The sequence below is a fragment of the Leifsonia sp. L25 genome (assembly GCF_050632895.1).
Genome location: NZ_JBODRZ010000003.1, coordinates 2,893,939 through 2,913,102 on the forward strand (window position 1 = coordinate 2,893,939; position 19,164 = coordinate 2,913,102).

11 protein-coding genes are annotated in these 19,164 nt (G+C 61.2%); 5 read left to right on the forward strand and 6 right to left on the reverse strand.

Translation table 11 applies throughout. The features are described 5' to 3' along the window. Positions 1–112: 112 nt before the first annotated feature. The 5 genes from ACRAWC_RS18610 to ACRAWC_RS18630 all read right to left on the reverse strand — a co-directional run bounded on the left by ACRAWC_RS18610 (position 113) and on the right by ACRAWC_RS18630 (position 6,557). Positions 113–712 (reverse strand): hypothetical protein, encoded by a 600-nt coding sequence (locus tag ACRAWC_RS18610; RefSeq protein ID WP_431349054.1) that lies wholly within the window; start codon positions 710–712, stop codon positions 113–115. Continuing rightward, positions 705–1,280 (reverse strand): helix-turn-helix domain-containing protein, encoded by a 576-nt coding sequence (locus ACRAWC_RS18615; RefSeq protein WP_431349055.1) that lies wholly within the window; start codon positions 1,278–1,280, stop codon positions 705–707. Before ACRAWC_RS18615 ends, ACRAWC_RS18610 begins: the two co-directional genes overlap by 8 nt. 66 nt (positions 1,281–1,346) lie before the next feature. Continuing rightward, positions 1,347–2,510 carry a tyrosine-type recombinase/integrase gene (locus tag ACRAWC_RS18620; protein ID WP_431349056.1) on the reverse strand — a complete coding sequence of 388 codons (1,164 nt, stop codon included), beginning with the start codon at positions 2,508–2,510 and terminating at the stop codon, positions 1,347–1,349. 508 nt (positions 2,511–3,018) lie between these two features. Then, a complete protein-coding gene (locus ACRAWC_RS18625; protein ID WP_431349057.1) occupies positions 3,019–5,685 on the reverse strand; it encodes an AAA family ATPase in 2,667 nt (888 codons plus the stop codon). Positions 5,686–6,278: 593 nt separating this feature from the next. Continuing rightward, on the reverse strand, positions 6,279–6,557 hold the full coding sequence (locus ACRAWC_RS18630; protein WP_431349058.1) for a hypothetical protein: 279 nt from the start codon (positions 6,555–6,557) through the stop codon (positions 6,279–6,281). An 814-nt stretch (positions 6,558–7,371) separates the two neighbouring features. On the opposite strand from ACRAWC_RS18630, the gene ACRAWC_RS18635 reads away from it, so the two are divergent. From ACRAWC_RS18635 to ACRAWC_RS18650, 4 genes are all read left to right on the forward strand, one after another. Then, positions 7,372–10,578, forward strand: coding sequence for a helicase-related protein (locus ACRAWC_RS18635; RefSeq protein WP_431349059.1), 3,207 nt, complete (start codon positions 7,372–7,374; stop codon positions 10,576–10,578). A 902-nt stretch (positions 10,579–11,480) separates the two neighbouring features. After that, a complete protein-coding gene (locus ACRAWC_RS18640) occupies positions 11,481–13,355 on the forward strand; it encodes a hypothetical protein (protein ID WP_431349060.1) in 1,875 nt (624 codons plus the stop codon). After that, complete coding sequence (locus ACRAWC_RS18645; protein WP_431349061.1) at positions 13,352–15,349, forward strand: DUF499 domain-containing protein; 1,998 nt, start codon at positions 13,352–13,354, stop codon at positions 15,347–15,349. Before ACRAWC_RS18640 ends, ACRAWC_RS18645 begins: the two co-directional genes overlap by 4 nt. Positions 15,350–16,271: 922 nt before the next feature. Beyond that, entirely contained in the window at positions 16,272–16,580 is a 309-nt protein-coding gene (locus ACRAWC_RS18650; protein ID WP_431349062.1) for an endonuclease NucS domain-containing protein, read from the forward strand. Between the two features lie 43 nt (positions 16,581–16,623). Here ACRAWC_RS18650 and ACRAWC_RS18655 read toward each other — a convergent pair whose 3' ends face one another. Beyond that, positions 16,624–17,847, reverse strand: a complete 1,224-nt coding sequence (locus tag ACRAWC_RS18655) for an IS256 family transposase (RefSeq protein WP_431347436.1) — start codon at positions 17,845–17,847, stop codon at positions 16,624–16,626. Positions 17,848–18,048: 201 nt separating this feature from the next. On the opposite strand from ACRAWC_RS18655, the gene ACRAWC_RS18660 reads away from it, so the two are divergent. Next, positions 18,049–19,161, forward strand: coding sequence for a hypothetical protein (locus ACRAWC_RS18660; protein ID WP_431349063.1), 1,113 nt, complete (start codon positions 18,049–18,051; stop codon positions 19,159–19,161). Positions 19,162–19,164: the final 3 nt, after the last annotated feature.

Sequence of the window (19,164 nt, forward strand, 5' to 3'; positions counted from 1 at the left end):
CGGTACAACGCGAACTAGCGTTGGAGTCGGTCCCTGTTCACGCTCGCCATTGTCGCAGAGCCGTGGCCCCGTTGGCAGTGAACGAGCGGGCACGATCTTGGGTTCAGTACCGTCAGTGCGCCTTTGGCTTCAGCTCGACGTCAGGGAGCGCCGTGGTGCGGAACTCGGCGCGGTGCGCCACAGCGCGTTCCACAAGCGCGTAGACCCGGTCGTTCAGTGCGTCGCCTGGGTAGTAAGCGGAGAAGATCGATTCGGCGTCGTCGGCGCTTTCGATGTCGAGCTCGGCGACGAGGCTGACGATGTCGGCGGTGTCACGTCCGGGTCGGCCCATCGCGGCGCGGAGCTTCATGGCGAGAAGCGCATCCGCCGGCGCCACTTCGATGCGGACACCGTCGTGGTCGTAAAGGGGTCTCCAGTCGACGGACTTGCCCCAGTCGGGGAAGAACTGAGAGGCGTTGGAGTTCAGCCAGTCGGACGGCCAATCGCGCTCGACAGCGATCCGCTCGGCGACGCGAATGAGAGCATCGTGTGGGTCCAAGCGTGCGTCGACATCGACCGTTCGCCGGCGGTCGATGTGGGAGAGCGCCAGAGCGGCACCTCCCACTATGCTGATCCGGACAGGGCCGATCCCTTCGGCTTGGACTCGTTCGATGAGATCGTTCAGTCCATCGATGAGTGAGTCGCGGTCGAGACCAGGTCGTTGATCAGACACTGGCGAGCGTTCCCTCTTCGATCAGGATGCCCCGTTCGAGGAACTCGGGCGGCACCTTGGACGCATCCGGTGCGTCGTCGAGCGGGTGTAGGTGCGGGGCCCGCAGCTCAGAGTCTTCGGTAATCGCTTGATTCGTCCAGAGCGCCGCGGGCAGACCCGCCTGGCGCAGCCGGTACGCGACGGTGCCGGACAATGCCGCGTCCCAATCTCGGCTGCCGGTGCCTTCTGGCTGGGCGACGACGAGCGCCGCAACGACCAGTGGGTCTTCCTTCGCCAGCCCATCAGAAAGGTCGAGGAGCGCGCGGAACGCGCCGTCCCGGCTGCCCTCGTGGACGGCGGCGGCGATGCGCGCTGCCGTTTCGACGGCGCTCGGATGGGTAGTCGGAATGAGGAGGAGACGATGCCGTGCGGCGCGCGCGAGGTGCCCTGCGGACGCGACACTGGTGTCTCGCTTGCCGCGTTCCACGCTAGAGACGATCGGTTGGTACGTGTCCGAGCGGTCTGCGATTTCTGCCTGGCTGAATCCTGAGGCCTTGCGTGCGGCCCGAATCAGATCCGCGAATGCCATCCCACTCACCTCCTCGCGGTTATACTCAATTGAGTATAACTCTTTCCCGCTCAGATAGTGGGTGCGTCAGTTGCTCCATAAGCTTCCTCCGCTCTCCGACAGGACCCGTTCGTTCAGCCGATCGGCGACCGACCCGAGATCGTCCTCGAAGAGGTCAGCATACGTGTCCAGCGTCATCGCAGCTGACTTGTGCCCAAGCATGCGCTGGAGGGCCTTGACGTTGGCACCGGCACTCACCGCGAGGCTGGCGGCGGTGTGTTTGAGGTCGTGCGGGGTCATGTGCTCGAGTCCGGCATCGTGCAGCGCTGTTAGCCACCAGGACTGCCGGTTCCAGGCGGTGTCGGGTCGCGCGAGATAGCCGCCCGCTCGTGCGGGGAAGACGAGGTCGTCACGCTTCTTTGCTGCGATGAGCTGCTCGAAGCGTGGGGCGAGGAATGCGGGGAACGGTACCGAACGAGCTTCCCAGCTCTTCGGCGGCCCGACGTGGATGAGCCCGTCTACTTCTGTCGCGGTCTGGTGGATGGCCAGACGGCAACGGTCGAGGTCGATGTCGTTCACGGTGAGGGCGACGGCTTCGCCCCAGCGGATGCCGGTGTAGGCCAGTGTCAACACGAGGACGCTGCGCTTGTCATCGGGCACCGCTCGTGCGAAGCGGAAAACCTCCTCATTAGTGAGATACCGGCGACGCTTCTTGGTTCCCTTACGTGGAAGGTTGCTCGCACCCCGAGCCGGGTTCGCCGGAATCCTGCCATCACGTACTGCAACATCGAGGATCCCGGCGAGGATCCCCACCGCGCGCAGGACGACGCCGGCCGATCGTGGCTTACCGGCGTTGCCCACGCGGACCCGAACCGTGACAGCTTTGCCCTGGCTCAGTTCTCGGATCCACTTCTCGACCGCGGAGGGGCGAATGGCGCCGATCGGTGTCGTCGCCCAGCGCGGCTCGACATAGACCCGCCAGGCGATGCGGATGGGGGAGAAGCTCGAGGGTTTGAGGGCTTGCTCCTTGTTGGCGAGCCACTCCTCAGCGAGCTCGCCGACTGTGATCTTGGATTGAGACGCCTCGAAGTAGGTCCCCTTCATCATCGCTACTTCGACCGTCGCGTTGTAGAGCTCGGCTTCGCGTTTGGTGCGGAACCCGCGCTTCTCGCGTTGCTGGTGTTCGGGGTCGCGCCAGCGCACGCGATAGCGTCGGCCTTTGGCCGACTCGTAAGCGTCGATGCTTCCCACTCGCAGAACCTAACTCTGGCCACCGACGAGGCAGCGCCGCGATGAGGAGTGCAATCGCGTTAGCTGGCTATCCGAGGATGGGTGCACTCTGGACATGTGAGAGAGACGCCTGAACCAAGACCATGGGGAGCCTCGGACGATGAAGCCGTGGAGCTCTGCAAGGAGTGGATGCGCTATCTCGGAGCCTCTGACGCAACCGTTTTTGCGACGGGTGACCCGCGTCAGGCCTGCGACTTGTATTCCTCCGACTATCTGGGTTGGGTTGATAACAACCGAGGGAACGTGGAAGTCGAGCTCGTTGAGCGTGCGGCGGCTGTCGTCGCGGCTGATGGTCGCCGGGGCTGGTCTTCGCGGGTCACGGTGTGAGTCCATTCGCTCGAGTGAGAGCCGACGAATTGGGGATCGCGATTTTTCGGTTCGATGCTCACGGCGGCACGTTGGATGGCGTCAATCCGCGTGGCCGCGAGTTGCTCGCGAACGCTCCAACCCAACAGATCTAGCGGCGCGGTCACCGGAGGCCGACCGGCGCTAGTTGGCGATCGGGCGCAGCGGCGATCGGCCCGGTGGACGATTGCGCGGCCCTCCGGAGTTCGGTATGTGCCGCGCCTCGCGACTTCGCCATTGTCTCCTCGAGAGTCTGGCGTTGCATCATGTCGACAAGTTGGGACTTGGCGGAATTGGTCGTTGGCGCGACCAGCACGGCGGCGTTGTGCTGTTTCCCACGAGTGAGACCGACGTAGAGGCCGGCGGCGTCAACGCCTGGTCCAACGAGGGCGCGGTCGGTGGTCTCGCCCTGAACGCCGTACACCGTTGTGGCGTAGGCGAGGTGGATGTGCGATGCGGCGTAGTCGAGGCTGACTTTCCTTAGATCGGTCGTGTCGGTGCTCGCAGCCAGGATCGCGTGGTCGTTGCCGATGGTCTTAACGATCCAGTTCTGGCGGTTCTGGACGTCGGCAGCCCTGTCATTGAGTCGCGTCTGGACAATGTCTCCGACGAATATCGCCTGACCGGATTGTCCCGAAAGTGCGCGTCCAGCGTGGATCGCCCCGGACTGAATCCGTCGGTGTTGGATCGCTTCGCTGATCTCCTGGGCTTCAGCGTGCGTCGCGGTGACTAGCGCGATCGTCTCCCGACACTGCGTGGCGTCGAACCATCCGGCGACCATCGCTTCGCGCGCGGCCGCATCGCTATCGGTCATCACGACATGGCCCCTCGCGACGAGGTCTGTGGCAACCTTGTGCATGTCGTCTTCGCCCTGGGGGTCGCGGAGCCGGAGAGTGAGCTCTGCCCACGCCGGATCCTTGAAGCGGTGGGTTGTTCGAAGCTCGACGCTATCGGTTGAGCGGCGCCAGAACACTGCCATGGCGCCGGAATGCCCGACCGGCAAGGCTTGACGTTGGTCGCCGACCAAGGCGACACCTGCGCCAGTGTCATGTAGGACATCGAGAAGTGCATTCGCGGCCTCGAGGTCCAGCATGCCGGCCTCATCGACAACGATGCGATCACCCGCGTTGATTCTAAGCCGGGGCCCTCGATAGACGCAGCCTGACGCCGAGTCGGGTTCGCCGATGGAAAGCCGCCGCCACTCGGTTGCGCCAGAGGTGGTAGTCGCCCAGCGCCATCCGTAGTCGTGGAGAAGCTGATGGAGTGACGACGACGCGCTCATCGTCTCGCGTCCCGCCACAGTGGAAGCCTTCTTGGTTGGCGCGACGATGATCATCTGGTGGCCGCGTCGCCGCAGAGCTGCGCCCGCGACTTTGAGCATCGTTGTCTTACCGGTGCCCGCCGGGCCGGAGACAACAACATTCCGGGATGTGCCGCCGATCGCGGCCGCGCCGGAGAGCTGGCCGTCATCGAGCGTCCGATTGGGCTCGATCGCGTAACCGATCGCGGCGACTTCGGCTGCGCCGAGGATGTGTCCAGGTGCGGAGATAGTGTCGACCTTTTGGGCGAGGGTGGCCTTGAGCGTAGCGGTGGAGACCGCCATGAGGTGCTTGACGTGCTTCGGGGCGTCCGGTTCAGAGATCAGCGTCACCGTGTGCGAGTGCGCCACGACCTCCTCCGCGAGCTTCGCTAGTTGGTCACGGTCGGCGACAACACCTGTTGCAGCGATTGCGCGGAGCGCGCCGGCCCGAATGTCCCACTCGCTGAATCGGCCGCCGCTGCCGGTCGAGCGGGCGTCCGCGTCGACGACAGCCTTGGCTGCCAGCAATTCGAGGTCGAGATCTTCGACGGCGACGCTAGGTAGCGGTACGGGAGAACGTTGCATGCCGATGGTGGGGTCGGTAGCAGCGAGCTCTTCACGGACGAGCTCGGCCCAGCCGTCTTCCTCCAGCTTGCCGGGTTTGTTTGGTCGGCCGACCGCCCACGCCCAGTGGTCGATCTGGCTGAGCACATCGTGGGAGGGCTCCTGCCCGGGGTGCTGCTCCTTCCACCAGGCGGTGCGGATGGCCTTGTTGGCTTCGATCTGCGCGGACCGCTTCGACAGTGGGCGTACCAGGTGCTGGAGTTGGGTGATCTCCCCGTCCTCATTAAGGGTGAAGCCCTTGGCGGCGAGTGCGTTGATCCAGGTGGGGTCGGTGCGGGAGGCGAGGTCGCCTTCGGCGTTGATGACGTTCTGGAACCGCAATGCGACGCGGGTGTCGATGTTGGACCATTTGCCGTCTCGGCCTTGGACTTTGACGTTGAGCCAGAGGTGGCGGTGTTTGTGCGGGTCGAGGGAGCGGGAGCGTTCGTGGCGGAGTTCGACGACTTCGATCCTTGCGAGATCTTCTCGGATGGCGCCGCCTTTGCCGCGGCGGGCGTTGAGCTCGGACTGCCAGAGCTTGATGATTCGGTCGCGGAGTCGGTCTTGGAGGTCTTCGTACGCGGCGGCCAGGTCGGGGTCGAGCATCGCAGCGATCGAGAACGACTTCGGCGCATTGATCGTCGCATCAAGAATCAGGTCTGCCACCGGCGACTCGAGATCCCGGCCACGGCGTTCCCCGGCGAGTGGGTCGAGTCCGTCGACCCAGTCCTTGAGCTGGTCGCGGGTGAGAAGGTCGTCGCGGATGGCGCCGTGTTCGACGATGTACCGGGTCATCATCGCGTCGGCGTAGCCGGCGGCAGCGATCACACCCTCGGCGGTTTTGGCGGTGAGGGTGGCGTCACAGACGCCGCTGAAGGCGTAGTCCACCGCTTGCCTGACCCCGTGGGACCGCTGTCCCCGCTTCCATCTGGCTACTCCACCTCGCACCTGAACTCACCTCCCGCTTGCCTTGTCTTCGGGATTCCCGAAACTGGACAGCCTTGTCCTTTCAAAAAGGTCCTTCTAGTTAGAACTTCCGGTTCCAAGGTGGTTTTGGCGCGCAAATGGCTCAAATGTCCGAAACCCGCTGGAACGGCATCACTATCGGGCCACTTCTCCCCGTCGTGAACCGTGTCAGGAGACCGCCCGATCATCGTCCGCCCAACCACCGACGCGAGCCTGAGACGACCGCAGCTCAGCGTGTTCGATCGTGCGGTAGCGGAGGTGTACGGGGGACGTGCAGGCCGCTTCTGCTGTGAATCCGGCAAGACTCCCGGCGCAGCCAACGGCGAACTGCGCCGCGGTGCCGTTCCCGAAAGCGATGCCCTCATACCTACACGTTGTGTTTGCCAGGAGGTTTTGACGCGCAAATCAGAAACTCACAGGAAACCGTTCACTGCCCGACCGCATCGCGTGGCCGGGCATTCGAGCTTCGCAACAGAAGACAGCCCCGCCGCGTGGCTGAGTCGCCAGTCGGTGGATCAAGGGTGTGCTGCAGGCTGCAGCGCGGGTTCACCTGGAGCGAGACGGGTGAGGTTGACGAAGGGCACGCATGCCGTCTCCGCGGCGAGGGCGGCGAGCCAACCGATCGGAGTGTGCGGGTCGGCGGCGATCGCCCACCCATCCATCACGTAAGTGCTGACTATCTCAACGCACTCCTGCTTTTCCGCCGCGGTCGGGTTCGGGGACCCCTCCACGCCGAGGAGTCCGCCCTCCAGCTCCGATGCCATGTTGCTGGTGTCGATGATGAATACCCGCATCCCACTCACTCCCCAGGTCGATCGTTTTTGAGCGCCGTTCCGGCGAGTGATCGAGAGCGAGCGGACGGTGTGCAGTGCCGGGTCGTGGAGTATCGGGGGAGCGCAGCGGAGGAGGCTACGCCGCGAAAGCCCGGCACGGAGCACCGGGAGCGAGCTACGATCGGGCGACGGAAAGGCCCTCAAACCCCAACAGTGCAGCGCCGCGTGCGGCGACCTCGACTAGCCGCACGTGAAGACATGGATGTGGCCCCGTCACCGCACGGGCAACGACGCGGGGGCCAGTGCTGACACACCTTGATCGGCTCGTTGAGCAGGGGCATGTAGACGCCGTCGTCCACATGGATCAGGGGCAGGACACGGATCGGCCGACCCTGATAGTCGGTGAGATCGAGGCAACGAGGTTGACGCGGAAGCCCTTTGAAACCGGGACTGGCGCAGGCCGCTCCACTTAAGTGCCTACGTGCATCAGCTTCTCTCGATTCTCCTCGCTTGTTCCTTTCCCTTCCTTGGCTTGTTTCCCTTCAGTCTTCCTTCGTCCTTTCTCTGCCCTCTTTCTCTTCGTCTGTCCCTTCCTTCCTTCTCTCAGTCGCTTGTCTTCTTCCCCGGACTTTCTCCACCCAACCTGCCACTGCGTTTACTGCTGAATTGGAGGGGCGCTTCGACGGCATCAACCCGGGTTGGACAGGCGCGGATATGCATCGGCATGCGGATCGAGCGTATCGATCGAATGCACCCCCGATTGTGTGTCATGCCGTCGACGTCGTGCCGGTGTGTGCAACGATTTGACCCCTCGGCTGGCCCCTAGAGTAAAAGCATGCAATTGGCAGAGGGACAGCGGGTTCGCATTCCGACTGCTGGGGTTTCGGATTGGGTCACGATTGTTTCGGTCATCCCAAACGGGACCGGTATCAGGCTCTTTCTTGCCCGAGATGGAGGCGACCTGCTCGCTCGTCCGGTCGATTTAGGCCCGGAGCAAATTGACTCCGTCGAACGAATTTCCCGCGATGGCTCGGGCGCGTCGGCTAGCGTGATCGCCGGCCTGTGGACCAGATGGATGATGGCGTCCACTTCTAGCGGTTCGTCCACCTTGTTAGCTTCGACGCCCCTCGAGCCGTTCGCCCATCAAGCTAACGCTGTATACGGCGCGATGCTCCCGCAACCGCAGCTGAGGTTTCTACTCGCCGACGAGCCTGGCACCGGCAAAACGATCATGGCTGGACTGTACCTGCGCGAGGCGCAGAAGCTGGGGCTCGTGAGAAGGGCCCTTGTGGTTGCCCCGGCCAACCTCGTTACTAAATGGCAGTACGACTTCGAGCGGTTTTTCGGGGGCGAGCTTCGAAGGGTAACGAGCGAGACAATTCATCAGCACGCCCTTGACGTTGACCATGACACATGGATCGTTTCGCTTGAGTTGGCCGCGTCGAACGCAAGCGTTCAACACGCAATTCGCCCCGATCGCGCTGGTTGGGATTTGGTCATCTTTGATGAAGCCCATCGGCTAACCCCGACTGCCGCGACTTTTCATTCGGTCGGACGCCTTCTCGCGGGAAACACACCGCGGGCTGTTTTCATGACCGCCACTCCGCATCGCGGGTCTGAGTGGCTATTTCGTCATCTTCTCCATCTCGTGGATGCCGAGATCTACCCGGATCCTGGAGACGATCCGAACACAGAGCTCTCACCCCTCAAACCAGGGTCGGTACATTTCCTGCGCCGGATGAAGGAGGACCTTTTCGATAGGGATAACGTCACGCCGCTTTTCCGCGGGCGCCACGCCACCAACGTCCGAGTGCAACTGTCGTCTGCGGAGGATTCGGTCTACAGGCGCGCGCTGGAACTTGTGGACGACTATTTTCCCATCTCGGCGAGGCCGCTCGCGCGAATGGTCTACGGAAAGCGCGCCGCATCCACCCTCTTCGCGCTAAGCCAGACACTTCAACGACGCAGAGCACTAATGGGTGAAAAGTCGCAGGTAGAGGCGGAGCTGTTTGCAGATCCGCAGGGAGAAGATGAGTCCGCGCGGGAAGAAGCCGCTGTTGTCTACGCCGACAGCACCTCAGCACGTCAAGAGCGCGCGGCAATTGACGAGCTCCTCGCGCAAATTGACGCGTTTGTAGCGGCCGGATATGCGGCATCAAAGCGCGAAAAGCTAGTCGCCGAGTGCTTACGACCGAACTCAATTGTCCCGGGCGGTACGGAACAAGCTGTGGTCTTTACCGAATACGCCGATTCGGCCGAATGGCTTACGCAGGAGCTCAATCGGCTGGGATATTCCGCGCGCATGTACTCCGGGCGTCAACTGAACGCTCAACGCGACGAAGTCCGAGCGGCTTTCATGCGCAAGGAATTTCAGGTGATAGTGTCCACCGACGCCGGCAACGAAGGAATTGACCTTCAGTCGGCTCACGTACTGGTGAACTATGACATTCCCTGGTCGCTCGTACGCCTCGAACAGCGAATGGGACGAATTCACCGGATCGGTCAAGAGAGAGACGTAGAACTCTACAACTTGATCGCGATCGGTACTCGCGAAGGAGAGACTCTTCACAAGCTTCTTGAGCGATTCGTGACGGCCGCCAATGAGTTGAACGGCCAAATGTTCGACAGTCTCTCGCTCGTTGCCGAGCTCACTGGGGTGCATTACACCGAGTGGCTAACCGCCTTCTTCGCCGACGAGCCGTCAAGGCAAATAGAAGCTACCGCAGCGGCTGACCGGCTGAAAGCTGAGGATCTTAAACGAGCCGCTAACGCGGCACAAAGCCAGGAGGTCGCCTTGTCTAGCAAGGTGGACACGCTTGCAGCAATCAAGCTACTTCAGAGCGACATGCTTGATCGGGTCAACCCGGCGATCGTTGAGGCATATCTCCGCCGGCTCGATGCGGCGAGTGTCCTTCGCGTGGAATCGACCGCGACGGGGGAGGGAATCTTTCGTCTATCCAATCCCTCCCACGGTCCAGTTCTCTTCGCGCCGACCGGCAAGCTCATCGCTACATCCGGCGCGGCACTGCAGCTTGCCTCGCTCGATATGGACACGAGCCAAATTACAGCTCTCGGACCAGGTGAACCTGCGTTCCAAGAATTGGTTGCAAAGGCCGATATCGTACTTTCGCCAGATTTGTATCGCGGCGGAGCAGCCGTGGATGCAACAAGCGCGAGCGATTACACTCTTTTCGCTTTCGAAGGTGTCCTTCGGGATGGACAACAGGGCGAAGAAGCGCCGTGGTTAACCCTGATCCGCATCGACGAGACCGGGAGTGCTCGACCAGTAAGGTGGGAGGCCCTCGCCAACATAGCGCCGTCCGACGCCAGTAGCCACGGAACCCATCCCGCGCGCATGCATGAAGCCAGCGTTGCAGCGAATGAGGCGGCGGCGCACATGAGCGACAAGCTGCGGAAGGCCAAGGCAGAGTGGTTCGCAGGCGCCCGAAAGGAGCTCGCGGCGTTGCCGGTCAACATCACCAAGGCAATTGCCGACCGCGAAGAGCGTCTGGCTATGCGTGCGTCGCTATCTGCACAGGTTGAGAAGCGCCTATCGCTGCTTGAGGGAATGACAGACGCGATCGTTGACGACGTTCGGCTCGTCGGTCAGGTTGACGTGAAAGCGATTGGTGCGCCACCAACGCCAGAGGAAAAGGATTCTGAACTCATCGCGATGATTTGCGTCAGGGACCGACTAAGAAGTGAAGGTTGGGCAGTCAACGACGTGTCGACGGAGGGTCGAGGCTACGACCTCTTGGCGACGAGGGGCGGTCAGCAGCGCTGCGTCGAGGTCAAGGGCGTGTGGGGGGCTGCATCAAGCCAGGGCGTACGCATGACGGCCAATGAAGTACTAATAGCTCTGCAGCAAGGCGACGGCTACTGGCTATATGTGGTCGATGGCTGCGCCGACGGCCGCGGAGAAGTATTCCTTGCCATCTCGGATCCAATCCGCCTTCTCGGAACTGACATCGCCCGCGACTCGGTGTTTCGGGTTCCAGGCAGCGCTTTGGTAACGGCAAAACACCACACGGAGTACGCATGACCAGGATGATCGAACGTTGGTTCCCCTGCGCGGAGGTTAGCGAGGCCACAGGAGCAGGATGGGGAAGCGGCAATACGGAACGTGGCCTGTTTACGTGGTTCGCTGCGAGGCCAACCGCGCAGGCCAAGGCAGCAGTAATCACAAGCCTTTTGCCGTGGCCTGATTCGGAGGCTGAACAACGCCGTCTTCAGGCTCTTGTCCGCCGAGCGATGGAGGGCCGCTACGAGGCGTGGGATTCCCTGCGTCGAGAGGTTGAGATGGCCTGGCCGGACGGCCCGTCAGTACTCGACCCGTTTTCTGGACGCGGAATGATCCCGCTAGAGGCTGCTCGACTAGGCACACGGTCAGAAGCAGTGGAGTATGCGCCGGTTGCGGTCCTCGCCTCGAAACTGCTGACGGATTTTCCATTCGTGGATTGGAGCTCCGAGCCTGACCTTCCTTTTGGGCGGTCTGAACGGATTACAGGGTCACGACTTGTTCGGGATGTCGAAGCTGTGCTAGACGAGATTAGCCAACGTCATGCAAAAGCAATGGGCGAGTTCTATCCCGCGCCGGATGGGAAGGGGCCGTGGGGGTACTTGTGGGCAGTCACGCTTCCATGCCAGGAATGCGGTAGACGTTTTCCGCTCTTTACAAATTCTGCGCTGAGAACCCCATCCGTTCGCCGAGCAACCAAGGCACGTGCTGCGATCAACGACGAGGGTCAAGCCTTTTACGTGCGCCCCTCGTCTGATGGTGAGAGGTTCGATGTCGTCGTTCACGCGGGCGGTGAGCGGCGCCCTCCGACCCTCGCCGTGGCACTGGATTCAGATGGCAGGCGGATCCCAGGTAAGTCGGCCATTTGCGTCTTCTGCGACCACGTTCACCCCGTGGAGGTACACCGCCGTCTTACGAATGAAGGGTTGGGCGAGGACCGACTGCTTCTTGTCGCAGATTTTGACAAGGACTTGGGGAAGACTTTCCGTCTCCCTGAGCTCGAAGAGATAGAGGCAGCCCAGAACGCGAAGCAAGCCCTGGATAACGAACCGGCCTTCAGTCCGCTCTTGCCAGCGATACCGGATGAAGGGATTGCGCCGGGAAACAACAATATTGTCGGTCCATCCATTTACGGGGCGCGCAATTACGGAGATCTCTGCGTCCCTCGGCAAACTCTGTCATTCATTCGAGTCGCCCGGATCGTCAATGAGCTAAGTCGAGAGATGAGCGAGGTAGGAGTCTCGCCGAGGTACAGGATGGCTCTCGCGGGGTACGCATCGTCGACCCTGGTGCGCCAACTTCGATACAGCACGCGCGGAGCGTGGCTCAGGTCTCAAGACCGCGGAAGCATCAGCGTCGCAGGGATTTTCGTTAATGAAGGATCGCTGACCTATTCGTACGACTCGTTTGAGGTTGGGATCAACGGTGGCGGAGGCTCCTGGCGGTCGTCGGCGCAGCAAACGATCCGCACGCTCGAGTCCCTTATTCCGGAACGGCCTGGGCAGCCTACTCGCGTGGAGCGAGGGAGCGCTGTGCGGTTACCGCAGGCCTCAAAATCGTTCTCGGCGGTCGTTACCGACCCGCCATACGACGAGATGATTGCGTACGCAGACTCAAGCGATCTCTTCTACGCGTGGGTCAAGCGTGCGATGTTTGTCGCTGACCCGTCAATGGCTATAACCACCGATCCATTTCGCGCTCAGGAGAAGGCCGAAGAGATCATCGTCAAGCGCGCGAGAGGGCTGGCGAAGAGATCTGACTACACGGAGCACAGAACACGCGAGCATTACGACACGCTCATGTCCCAGGCGTTCTCCGAAATGCGGCGTGTAGTCAGCGACGATGGGGTGGTCACTATTGTTTTTGGGCATGGTGAGCCCGAAGTGTGGCGAAGACTGCTTGGGTCAATCACGCAGGCCGAACTCGTACTGACCGGCTCTTGGCCAGCACGCACCGAATCGGGTGGGCAACAGGGCAAGGCGAATATCGTGTCCACGCTAACGATGGCTTGCCGACCGGCACCACCAGGACGTCCGATCGGGCGCGCGGCCGCTGTCGAAGCCGAAGTAAAGGCCGAAGTCGCTTTGCGGATTGATCAATGGGGTCGATCAGGTCTCGCTCCAACCGACATGCTCATGGCGTCTGCCGGACCGGCTATGGAGGTAGTCGGGCGGTATTCAAGCGTGATCAATAACAAGGGGATCACGGTGCCGCCGGAGACGTTCCTTGTGGTTGCGCGCAAAGCTGTTCAGGATGCAGAGGCGATTGAGATTGATCACCTCCCGCTCGATACGTTCGACGCGCGAACCCGATTCGCCCTGTGGTGGATTCGACTGTTTGGGAAGGGGATCGCGCCCAAGCCTGAACTTCGTTGGCAAGCGCTGGCGTCCGACATGGAGCTTGCTCAGGTTCGTGACCTGGTTCCGGATGTTGACAAAGGTTGCCGATTCGTCTCTGCGAAGGATGTTCGCCACCGCGTTTCGTCGTCCAGTGATGTCATCGACGTAGCTTTGGGGATGGCTTCCGCCTGGCGCGATGGCCTTGACGCTGTAGCCGGTGTCTTGCTGGCGTCAGAACGTGACGATCAGGATTCTTTCCTTTGGGCCGCGATTCGCTTCTTGTCAGACCGTCTACCCGACGCCGACCCGGACGCGATCGCTTGGAGTGGAATTCTGCGAGCCAAAGGTGGCCTCGCATCCACTACGAGGAGCGTCTGGGCGCAACGGATCGCCGATCGAGATCAAGGCGATATTGATATGCGCGCGCCAGTTTTGTTTGAGATTGAGACGGAGAGCAAATGAGTGCCAATCGGTCGGGCTGGTGGAGCGAGCTTGTGCTCCGTCCCGAGATCGTCGATGCGTCAGGCGCGATCGACGACGTCCAGATGTCACTCTTTCAGGCAGTGCACGCCACCGCCGGCGCCAAGCCCTTCTACGCAGACGCCATGCAGTTTGGTGAAATAACATATCCCACCAATCAGCTCGTTGACTTGTTGGCGAAAGTGGCAGTCCGATTGGGCAGCGACGGATATACCGCCGCGCCCGCACTCAGGCGGCTTGACCAGGGCATGGGTGGTGGAAAGTCCCACGCTTGTGTCGGGTGTTGGCACTTGGCGGCCCATCCCCAAGAATTCGCAGAGACAGAGATCGGGCGCGAGGTTTTTGCGCTTGCGGAGCAAATCGCTGGGCGCCCAATCGCTCGCGATTTGAATCGGCCGCATGTGGTCGTACTCCCATGCGACAACATGACCCCGGGGGCGGCAGACAAGGCGTTGGACGGGCCGGCGGAGAATCTCTATGAGCGTTTTCTCTGGAGACTTTTCTCTCACGACTATGCCAAGTATGAGAGCTATCAGCCCTACTTCAATGACAAGTCGAAGATCGGTGAAGCCTTGCGTTCGCTGGATCGACCTGTCCTGATCATTGTTGATGAAGTCCTCGATTATGTAGGGAATGGACTGGATGGCGCGGCCCGTCCAGAACTCATTGCACAGGACATGGCCTTCCTGCGCGCGCTGCTCGATACGGTCAACGACGTTCCGAACGTGGCGATGCTCGTCGTGATGATCGCCTCTGAGAAAGATTCGATAGCGCTTTCTGCTGCGGGGGAGCGGCGGCGCGACGAACTTAGCAGTTTGCTCGAGAGGAACGGCCAGCCCGCTACAGTCAATGAGAATGCTGACTTCGCCGCGATCCTGCGTCGCCGCCTTTTTGTGCGGTCCGCCAGTCCGGAAGCGATCCGACGGACAACCGGTCGATACCTCGATGTAATGCGAAATCCCGCCTGGAAGGCAAAGGTGTTTGATGCGCTGTCGGCAGGATGGGCAGGTGCATTCGCCGATGAGGTAGAGCGCACGTATCCATTCCACCCGCAGCTCATGCAACTTGCTGAAAACGAGTGGGCCAACATGGCTGGCTTTCAGAAGGTCCGTTCCACGATTCGCGTCTTCGCTGCAACCGTGTACGCGCATTACGAACGCGCGATGTCGGGTGGATGGGTGCCGGAATTGATTGGGCCTGGCGATTTGCCGTTGTCCGACGCAAACGTCCGAGAGAGCATTCTCGGGAGCGGTTTGATTAGCGATGCCAAGACGCAAGCAAACTATCGTTCGATCGCACAGAACGACATTGTCGGTCTAGACGACGCGGGCGGCGCTGCTCGGAATCTCGACCGAAAGCGGTCGGATGACGACACGAGCTCGGTAAACCCACGCGCTGCGGAACGAGCAGCGTCGTTCATCTTCTTGGCCTCTGTGGTAGGTAGCCGCGGGTCAGGCCGTAGAGGAGCCTCTGAACCTGAGGTCAAGGCGGCTACGCTCGTCCCAGATTCTGACTATGTGTTGGCCGACGCTGATACCGTTCTCAAAGAGCTGGTCGACGGCGAGTCGGGGATGGGCACAGTCGAGGTAATCGCTGGACGAGGCGGCCAGCCACCGCGTTACTTCTTGTCGACGACTCAGACGCTCGCAATCCTGGTGCGTGCTGCTCGCAACATCATTTCCGACCGAGAGCGCGATGAAGCAATTGCTCGACTCGCGGAAGATCTCAGCAACACAGGCCCCTTCCGTAAGCGGATCTTTGTTCCTGCTCAGGATGGACTCACCCCCTTGAGACGCTTAGCGCCGCCGGTATCGATGACGCGCGTACAACGCGTCTGGTTGTTCTGGATCCTGCTCAATTCTCGCTTCGAAATGGGATGGAGAAGGCGACGCTCGAGGCTGTTGAATCAGCTCTCGGGCTGGGTGGACAAAGGCTCCCCGTCGAGTGGGCGGCTTCTGCGATCTTTGCGGTGGTAAACACTCAAAGACGCCAGCAGGCTCGGGCTCTAGCTGTCAACTATCTTGCGCATGACTCTGCTTTGGCCGCTCCCGAGATGGAGCAGAATCCGGAAATGCGCGCGGCTGCGTCGCGCGCGCGCGATGAAGCCCTACGCGCTCTCAAAGACAAGGTCCGAAGCTCATATCAGCATATTATATATCTTTCACAGCCCGATGCCCATTTGCCCAGAACTATGGTCGTTGAAACGTTCGAGAGCGATGCTCAGTCCGCTTTGGATGGCACGGCTGTTTGGAATTTGTTGGTCGCAAAAGATCGTGCATTTGGCACCCATGAGTTCGGTGGATCGACACTAGTTCTCAACCTTCGCGCAGAAGACTACGGTCGGCCTCTGAACGAAGTACGAGATGCGTTCTGGAGTGCGCCGAGGCTTCCGCTATTGCCGGAGGGAGAGGAGGATCTGCGCCGAGGTATTTTTGGGGCGTTGAAAGACAGGTCAATTCGCCTAGTCGACAGCGCCGGCGCAGACGTCACTGTCGCAGTCGCGTCGGAAATCAATCTGAATCAATCCGGGCTTCGGCTCATGAAACCGGAGATCTCTGAGGCCCCCCGGGTTCAGATGATGCAGGCTTCGACTCTGAGCCCGCAAATCCAAGTGCGCCGGCCACTCCGCCCGTCCAAGACGACCCGCGAATGCACGAGCAGGCATTGTCGTTCTCGCTTGCGGTCCCTACGGGGTCGACCGCGGAAAGCGATGCGATAGCTCGGTTGTTCCTCCGTTTGTACGAGGCGATCGACGCGGGCGACGTGTCCTGGATCCAGGGGACGCTCACAATCGTTGCGGACTCAAAAGAGGTGTCGAAATTGGTGCACGCCGTCGAGAGTGCGGGGATGCAAGCCTCAGTCCGCGATCAATAGTCTGGCTTAGCATTTGGAGAGTTCGTGAGCGACCACACCAAATCGGCTTCCCGGCAAGGGGCGATCCCGCTCGAGCACATCCTCCGCGATGATTTGGCACAGCGCCTCGACTTGATCGCTGACGATCTGACCTTGATTCAAGTCGAATATCCGCTGCCGAACGCCGAAGGGGCGCGCGGCTCAATCGACATTCTTGCGCGAGATGTTCGGGGAGATTTGGTCGTCATTGAGCTAAAGCGGTCTGATCAAACCGCGCGACAGGCACTTCACGAGCTTGAAAAGTACGTCGCTCTTCTAGCGGCAAGTCGTGGAATTCGGGTGGCGTCCCGTTGAGTGGTGGAGTTTCTCGACACCGTGCGGGATCAGCTGTTGGTGATTATGCCGCAGTGAGTTCGGGGATTGCCACCTCCTCGGGTTGAACGTCCAGCAGCTTCATGGAGTGCTCGCTGAAGTAGCGGCGGTCGGCGCCGTCCCACTCGTCGTGCTGCTCGATCAGGACGTGCCCGGCCAGACGCAGCAGGGCGGCCGGGTTGGGGAAGGTGCCGACGACGTCGGTGCGGCGTTTGATCTCCTTGTTGACCCGCTCCAACGGGTTCGTGGACCAGATCTGCCGCCAATGCGCGGTCGGGAACCCGGTGAAGGCGAGCAGGTCATCACGGGCGTCCTCGAGCATGTCCGCGACCTTCGGATGGGACCGGGCCAGCATCTGGGTGACCTCGCCGAACTGCGCGGTGACGTGTTCAGTGTCGGGTTGGGCGAAGATCGTGCGGATGATCGAGGCAACCATCGGCCCGGCGGTCTTCGGGACGTTGGCGAGGACGTTGCGCATGAAGTGGACGCGGCAGCGTTGCCAGGCTGCGCCGGCGAACACGGTGGCGATGGCGGCGATCAAACCGGTGTGAGCGTCGGAGATCACCAGCTTCACCCCGTCGAGTCCGCGCGCTTTCAATGAGCGCAGGAACGTGGTCCAGAACGGTTGCGACTCGGTCTCGCCGACCTCGAAGCCGAGGACTTCACGGCGGCCGTCGGCGGCGACACCGACCGCGACCACGACGGCTTGGGAGACCACTCGTCGGCCGACGCGGGCCTTGCAGTAGGTGGCGTCCAGGAACACATACGGGTAGGTCGTCTCCGCCAGCGGCCGGTCCCGGAACGCGGCGACGTCCTCGTCCAGGTTGGCGCAGATCCGGGACACCTCGGACTTGGAGATCCCGGTGCCGGCGCCGAGCGCCTTCACCAGATCATCGACCTTCCGGGTTGAGACACCGTGAACATAGGCCTCCATCACCACCGCGAACAACGCTTGGTCGACCCGGCGGCGCCGCTCCAGCAGCGACGGGAAGAAGCTGCCCTGCCGCAGCTTGGGGATCTTCAACTCCAGCTCGCCGGCGGTCGTGGTCAACGCCCGCGGTCGGGTCCCGTTGCGCTGGGCCACCCGATCCGGGTTGCGTTCGAACGGGGCTGCGCCGATGAACGCGGCCGCTTCCGCGTCGATCAACTCCTGATAGAGCGTCTCGGTCGCGACCCGGATCCGATCGGTCACATCGGTGAGTTTGAGTTCCCCGAGCAGCTCGAGGAGGGCAGACTGGTCAAGAGCCATCGTGCGTTTGTGTCCTTTCGTGAGATTCCTAGACAGTTCTCACTGACCATCGCACGATGGCTCGCCACGTCAACGACGTGACACTCAAGCCCAAGAACTACACCACCCCAAGGGACGCCACCTGGAATTCGGGTTGACCAGCTGCGATGCGTTCTAGTTTCGACCACTTGGCATGAGCTCGCCGTCCCCTTTACAAGGTATTTGGCGCACGCCGACTTCTACCTGGTCGGACTGGAGCTCGTGCTCAATGGGGACGGCTCCATCAGAGCGTGCAATCCGTTCATGCCAGTTGAGCTCTCCAAGGGAGTTGAGCTGTGTCCCGAGTACCTCGGAATGCTGTTCGAAGACGCAGGGAAACGAGATATTGCGCTGGGCGAAGTACAGTCGGCCCTCGACGAGTTGGACGTTCAAGACTTTGTCTTACTTGCGCTGGACTATTCCGGGGACTCTGGAGAGGTGATCTATCGTTGGGCTTTGTTCCTCGTGCTCGCCACCTTTTCAAAGGCGATGAAGCAACACGTTGAGATGATTTTCCCGGGGGAGGAGTTTGACGAGTATGAACCGGACGACTTCATGCATGAGCAATTCGTCGAGGCTCGCATCACTGAAAATGTCGAATCGGACGACGTTGTCGCAAGTTCGCCCGCTCATTTAGATTCGCAGGCGAACTGGGACGTAGCGTCAACGGCCGGGTTTGGAGTATTTGCCGACCGTGTCGTGTGGACTCGTGAGCGTCTCCTCGACATCGTGCACGGCGCGGGAGATCGATGGGCGGTTAATTTCACGGATTCTGTAGCTCCAGCGAATAGACCAGCGTGGGAGCGCATGGTCAACAACGTGGCCGAAGTTACTCGAGGCACCGAGCCTTGGCCAAGGATTATTGGGAAGTGGCTCGAGGAATCGGCTGTTTTGACCCAGCAGATCGGCATAGCGATCTATTCACCGAATGACATTTTGTTCGGGCTTGAAGCGCTAGCTCGTAACTCCGACGAGTCGCTCATACCTCAGCTCTATCTCGCGCGGGACGGTGATCACGGTCCGCGATACGTTCGCGGCAGCATCGAATGGGACGGAATTCCACGCGATGTTGGGCTGGAGCACCTGTTGAAAAGCTTCGGATTCGACTTCATGGACTACGTGACCGCTCGCGCGACAGGAATCGGTCTTGAACTTCAGCGGGCACTGTTGGGCGCGCTGGGCCTACGTTACGTCGCTTTGGAAGCTCACCCCGGGTTCGAGGCACAGCAAGGGGGTACCTTGAGGAGCTTGTCGTTGACCAACATGGAGCCCTTCGGAGAGATCGTTTCGACCTGAACG

Bases quoted from the DNA above. Each gene is read 5' to 3' on its own strand.
- ACRAWC_RS18615 (WP_431349055.1), bottom strand. From the start codon at position 1,280: ATGGCATTCGCGGATCTGATTCGGGCCGCACGCAAGGCCTCAGGATTC.
- ACRAWC_RS18630 (WP_431349058.1), bottom strand. From the start codon at position 6,557: ATGCGGGTATTCATCATCGACACCAGCAACATGGCATCGGAGCTGGAG.
- ACRAWC_RS18635 (WP_431349059.1), top strand. From the start codon at position 7,372: ATGCAATTGGCAGAGGGACAGCGGGTTCGCATTCCGACTGCTGGGGTT.
- ACRAWC_RS18645 (WP_431349061.1), top strand. From the start codon at position 13,352: ATGAGTGCCAATCGGTCGGGCTGGTGGAGCGAGCTTGTGCTCCGTCCC.
- ACRAWC_RS18655 (WP_431347436.1), bottom strand. From the start codon at position 17,847: ATGGCTCTTGACCAGTCTGCCCTCCTCGAGCTGCTCGGGGAACTCAAA.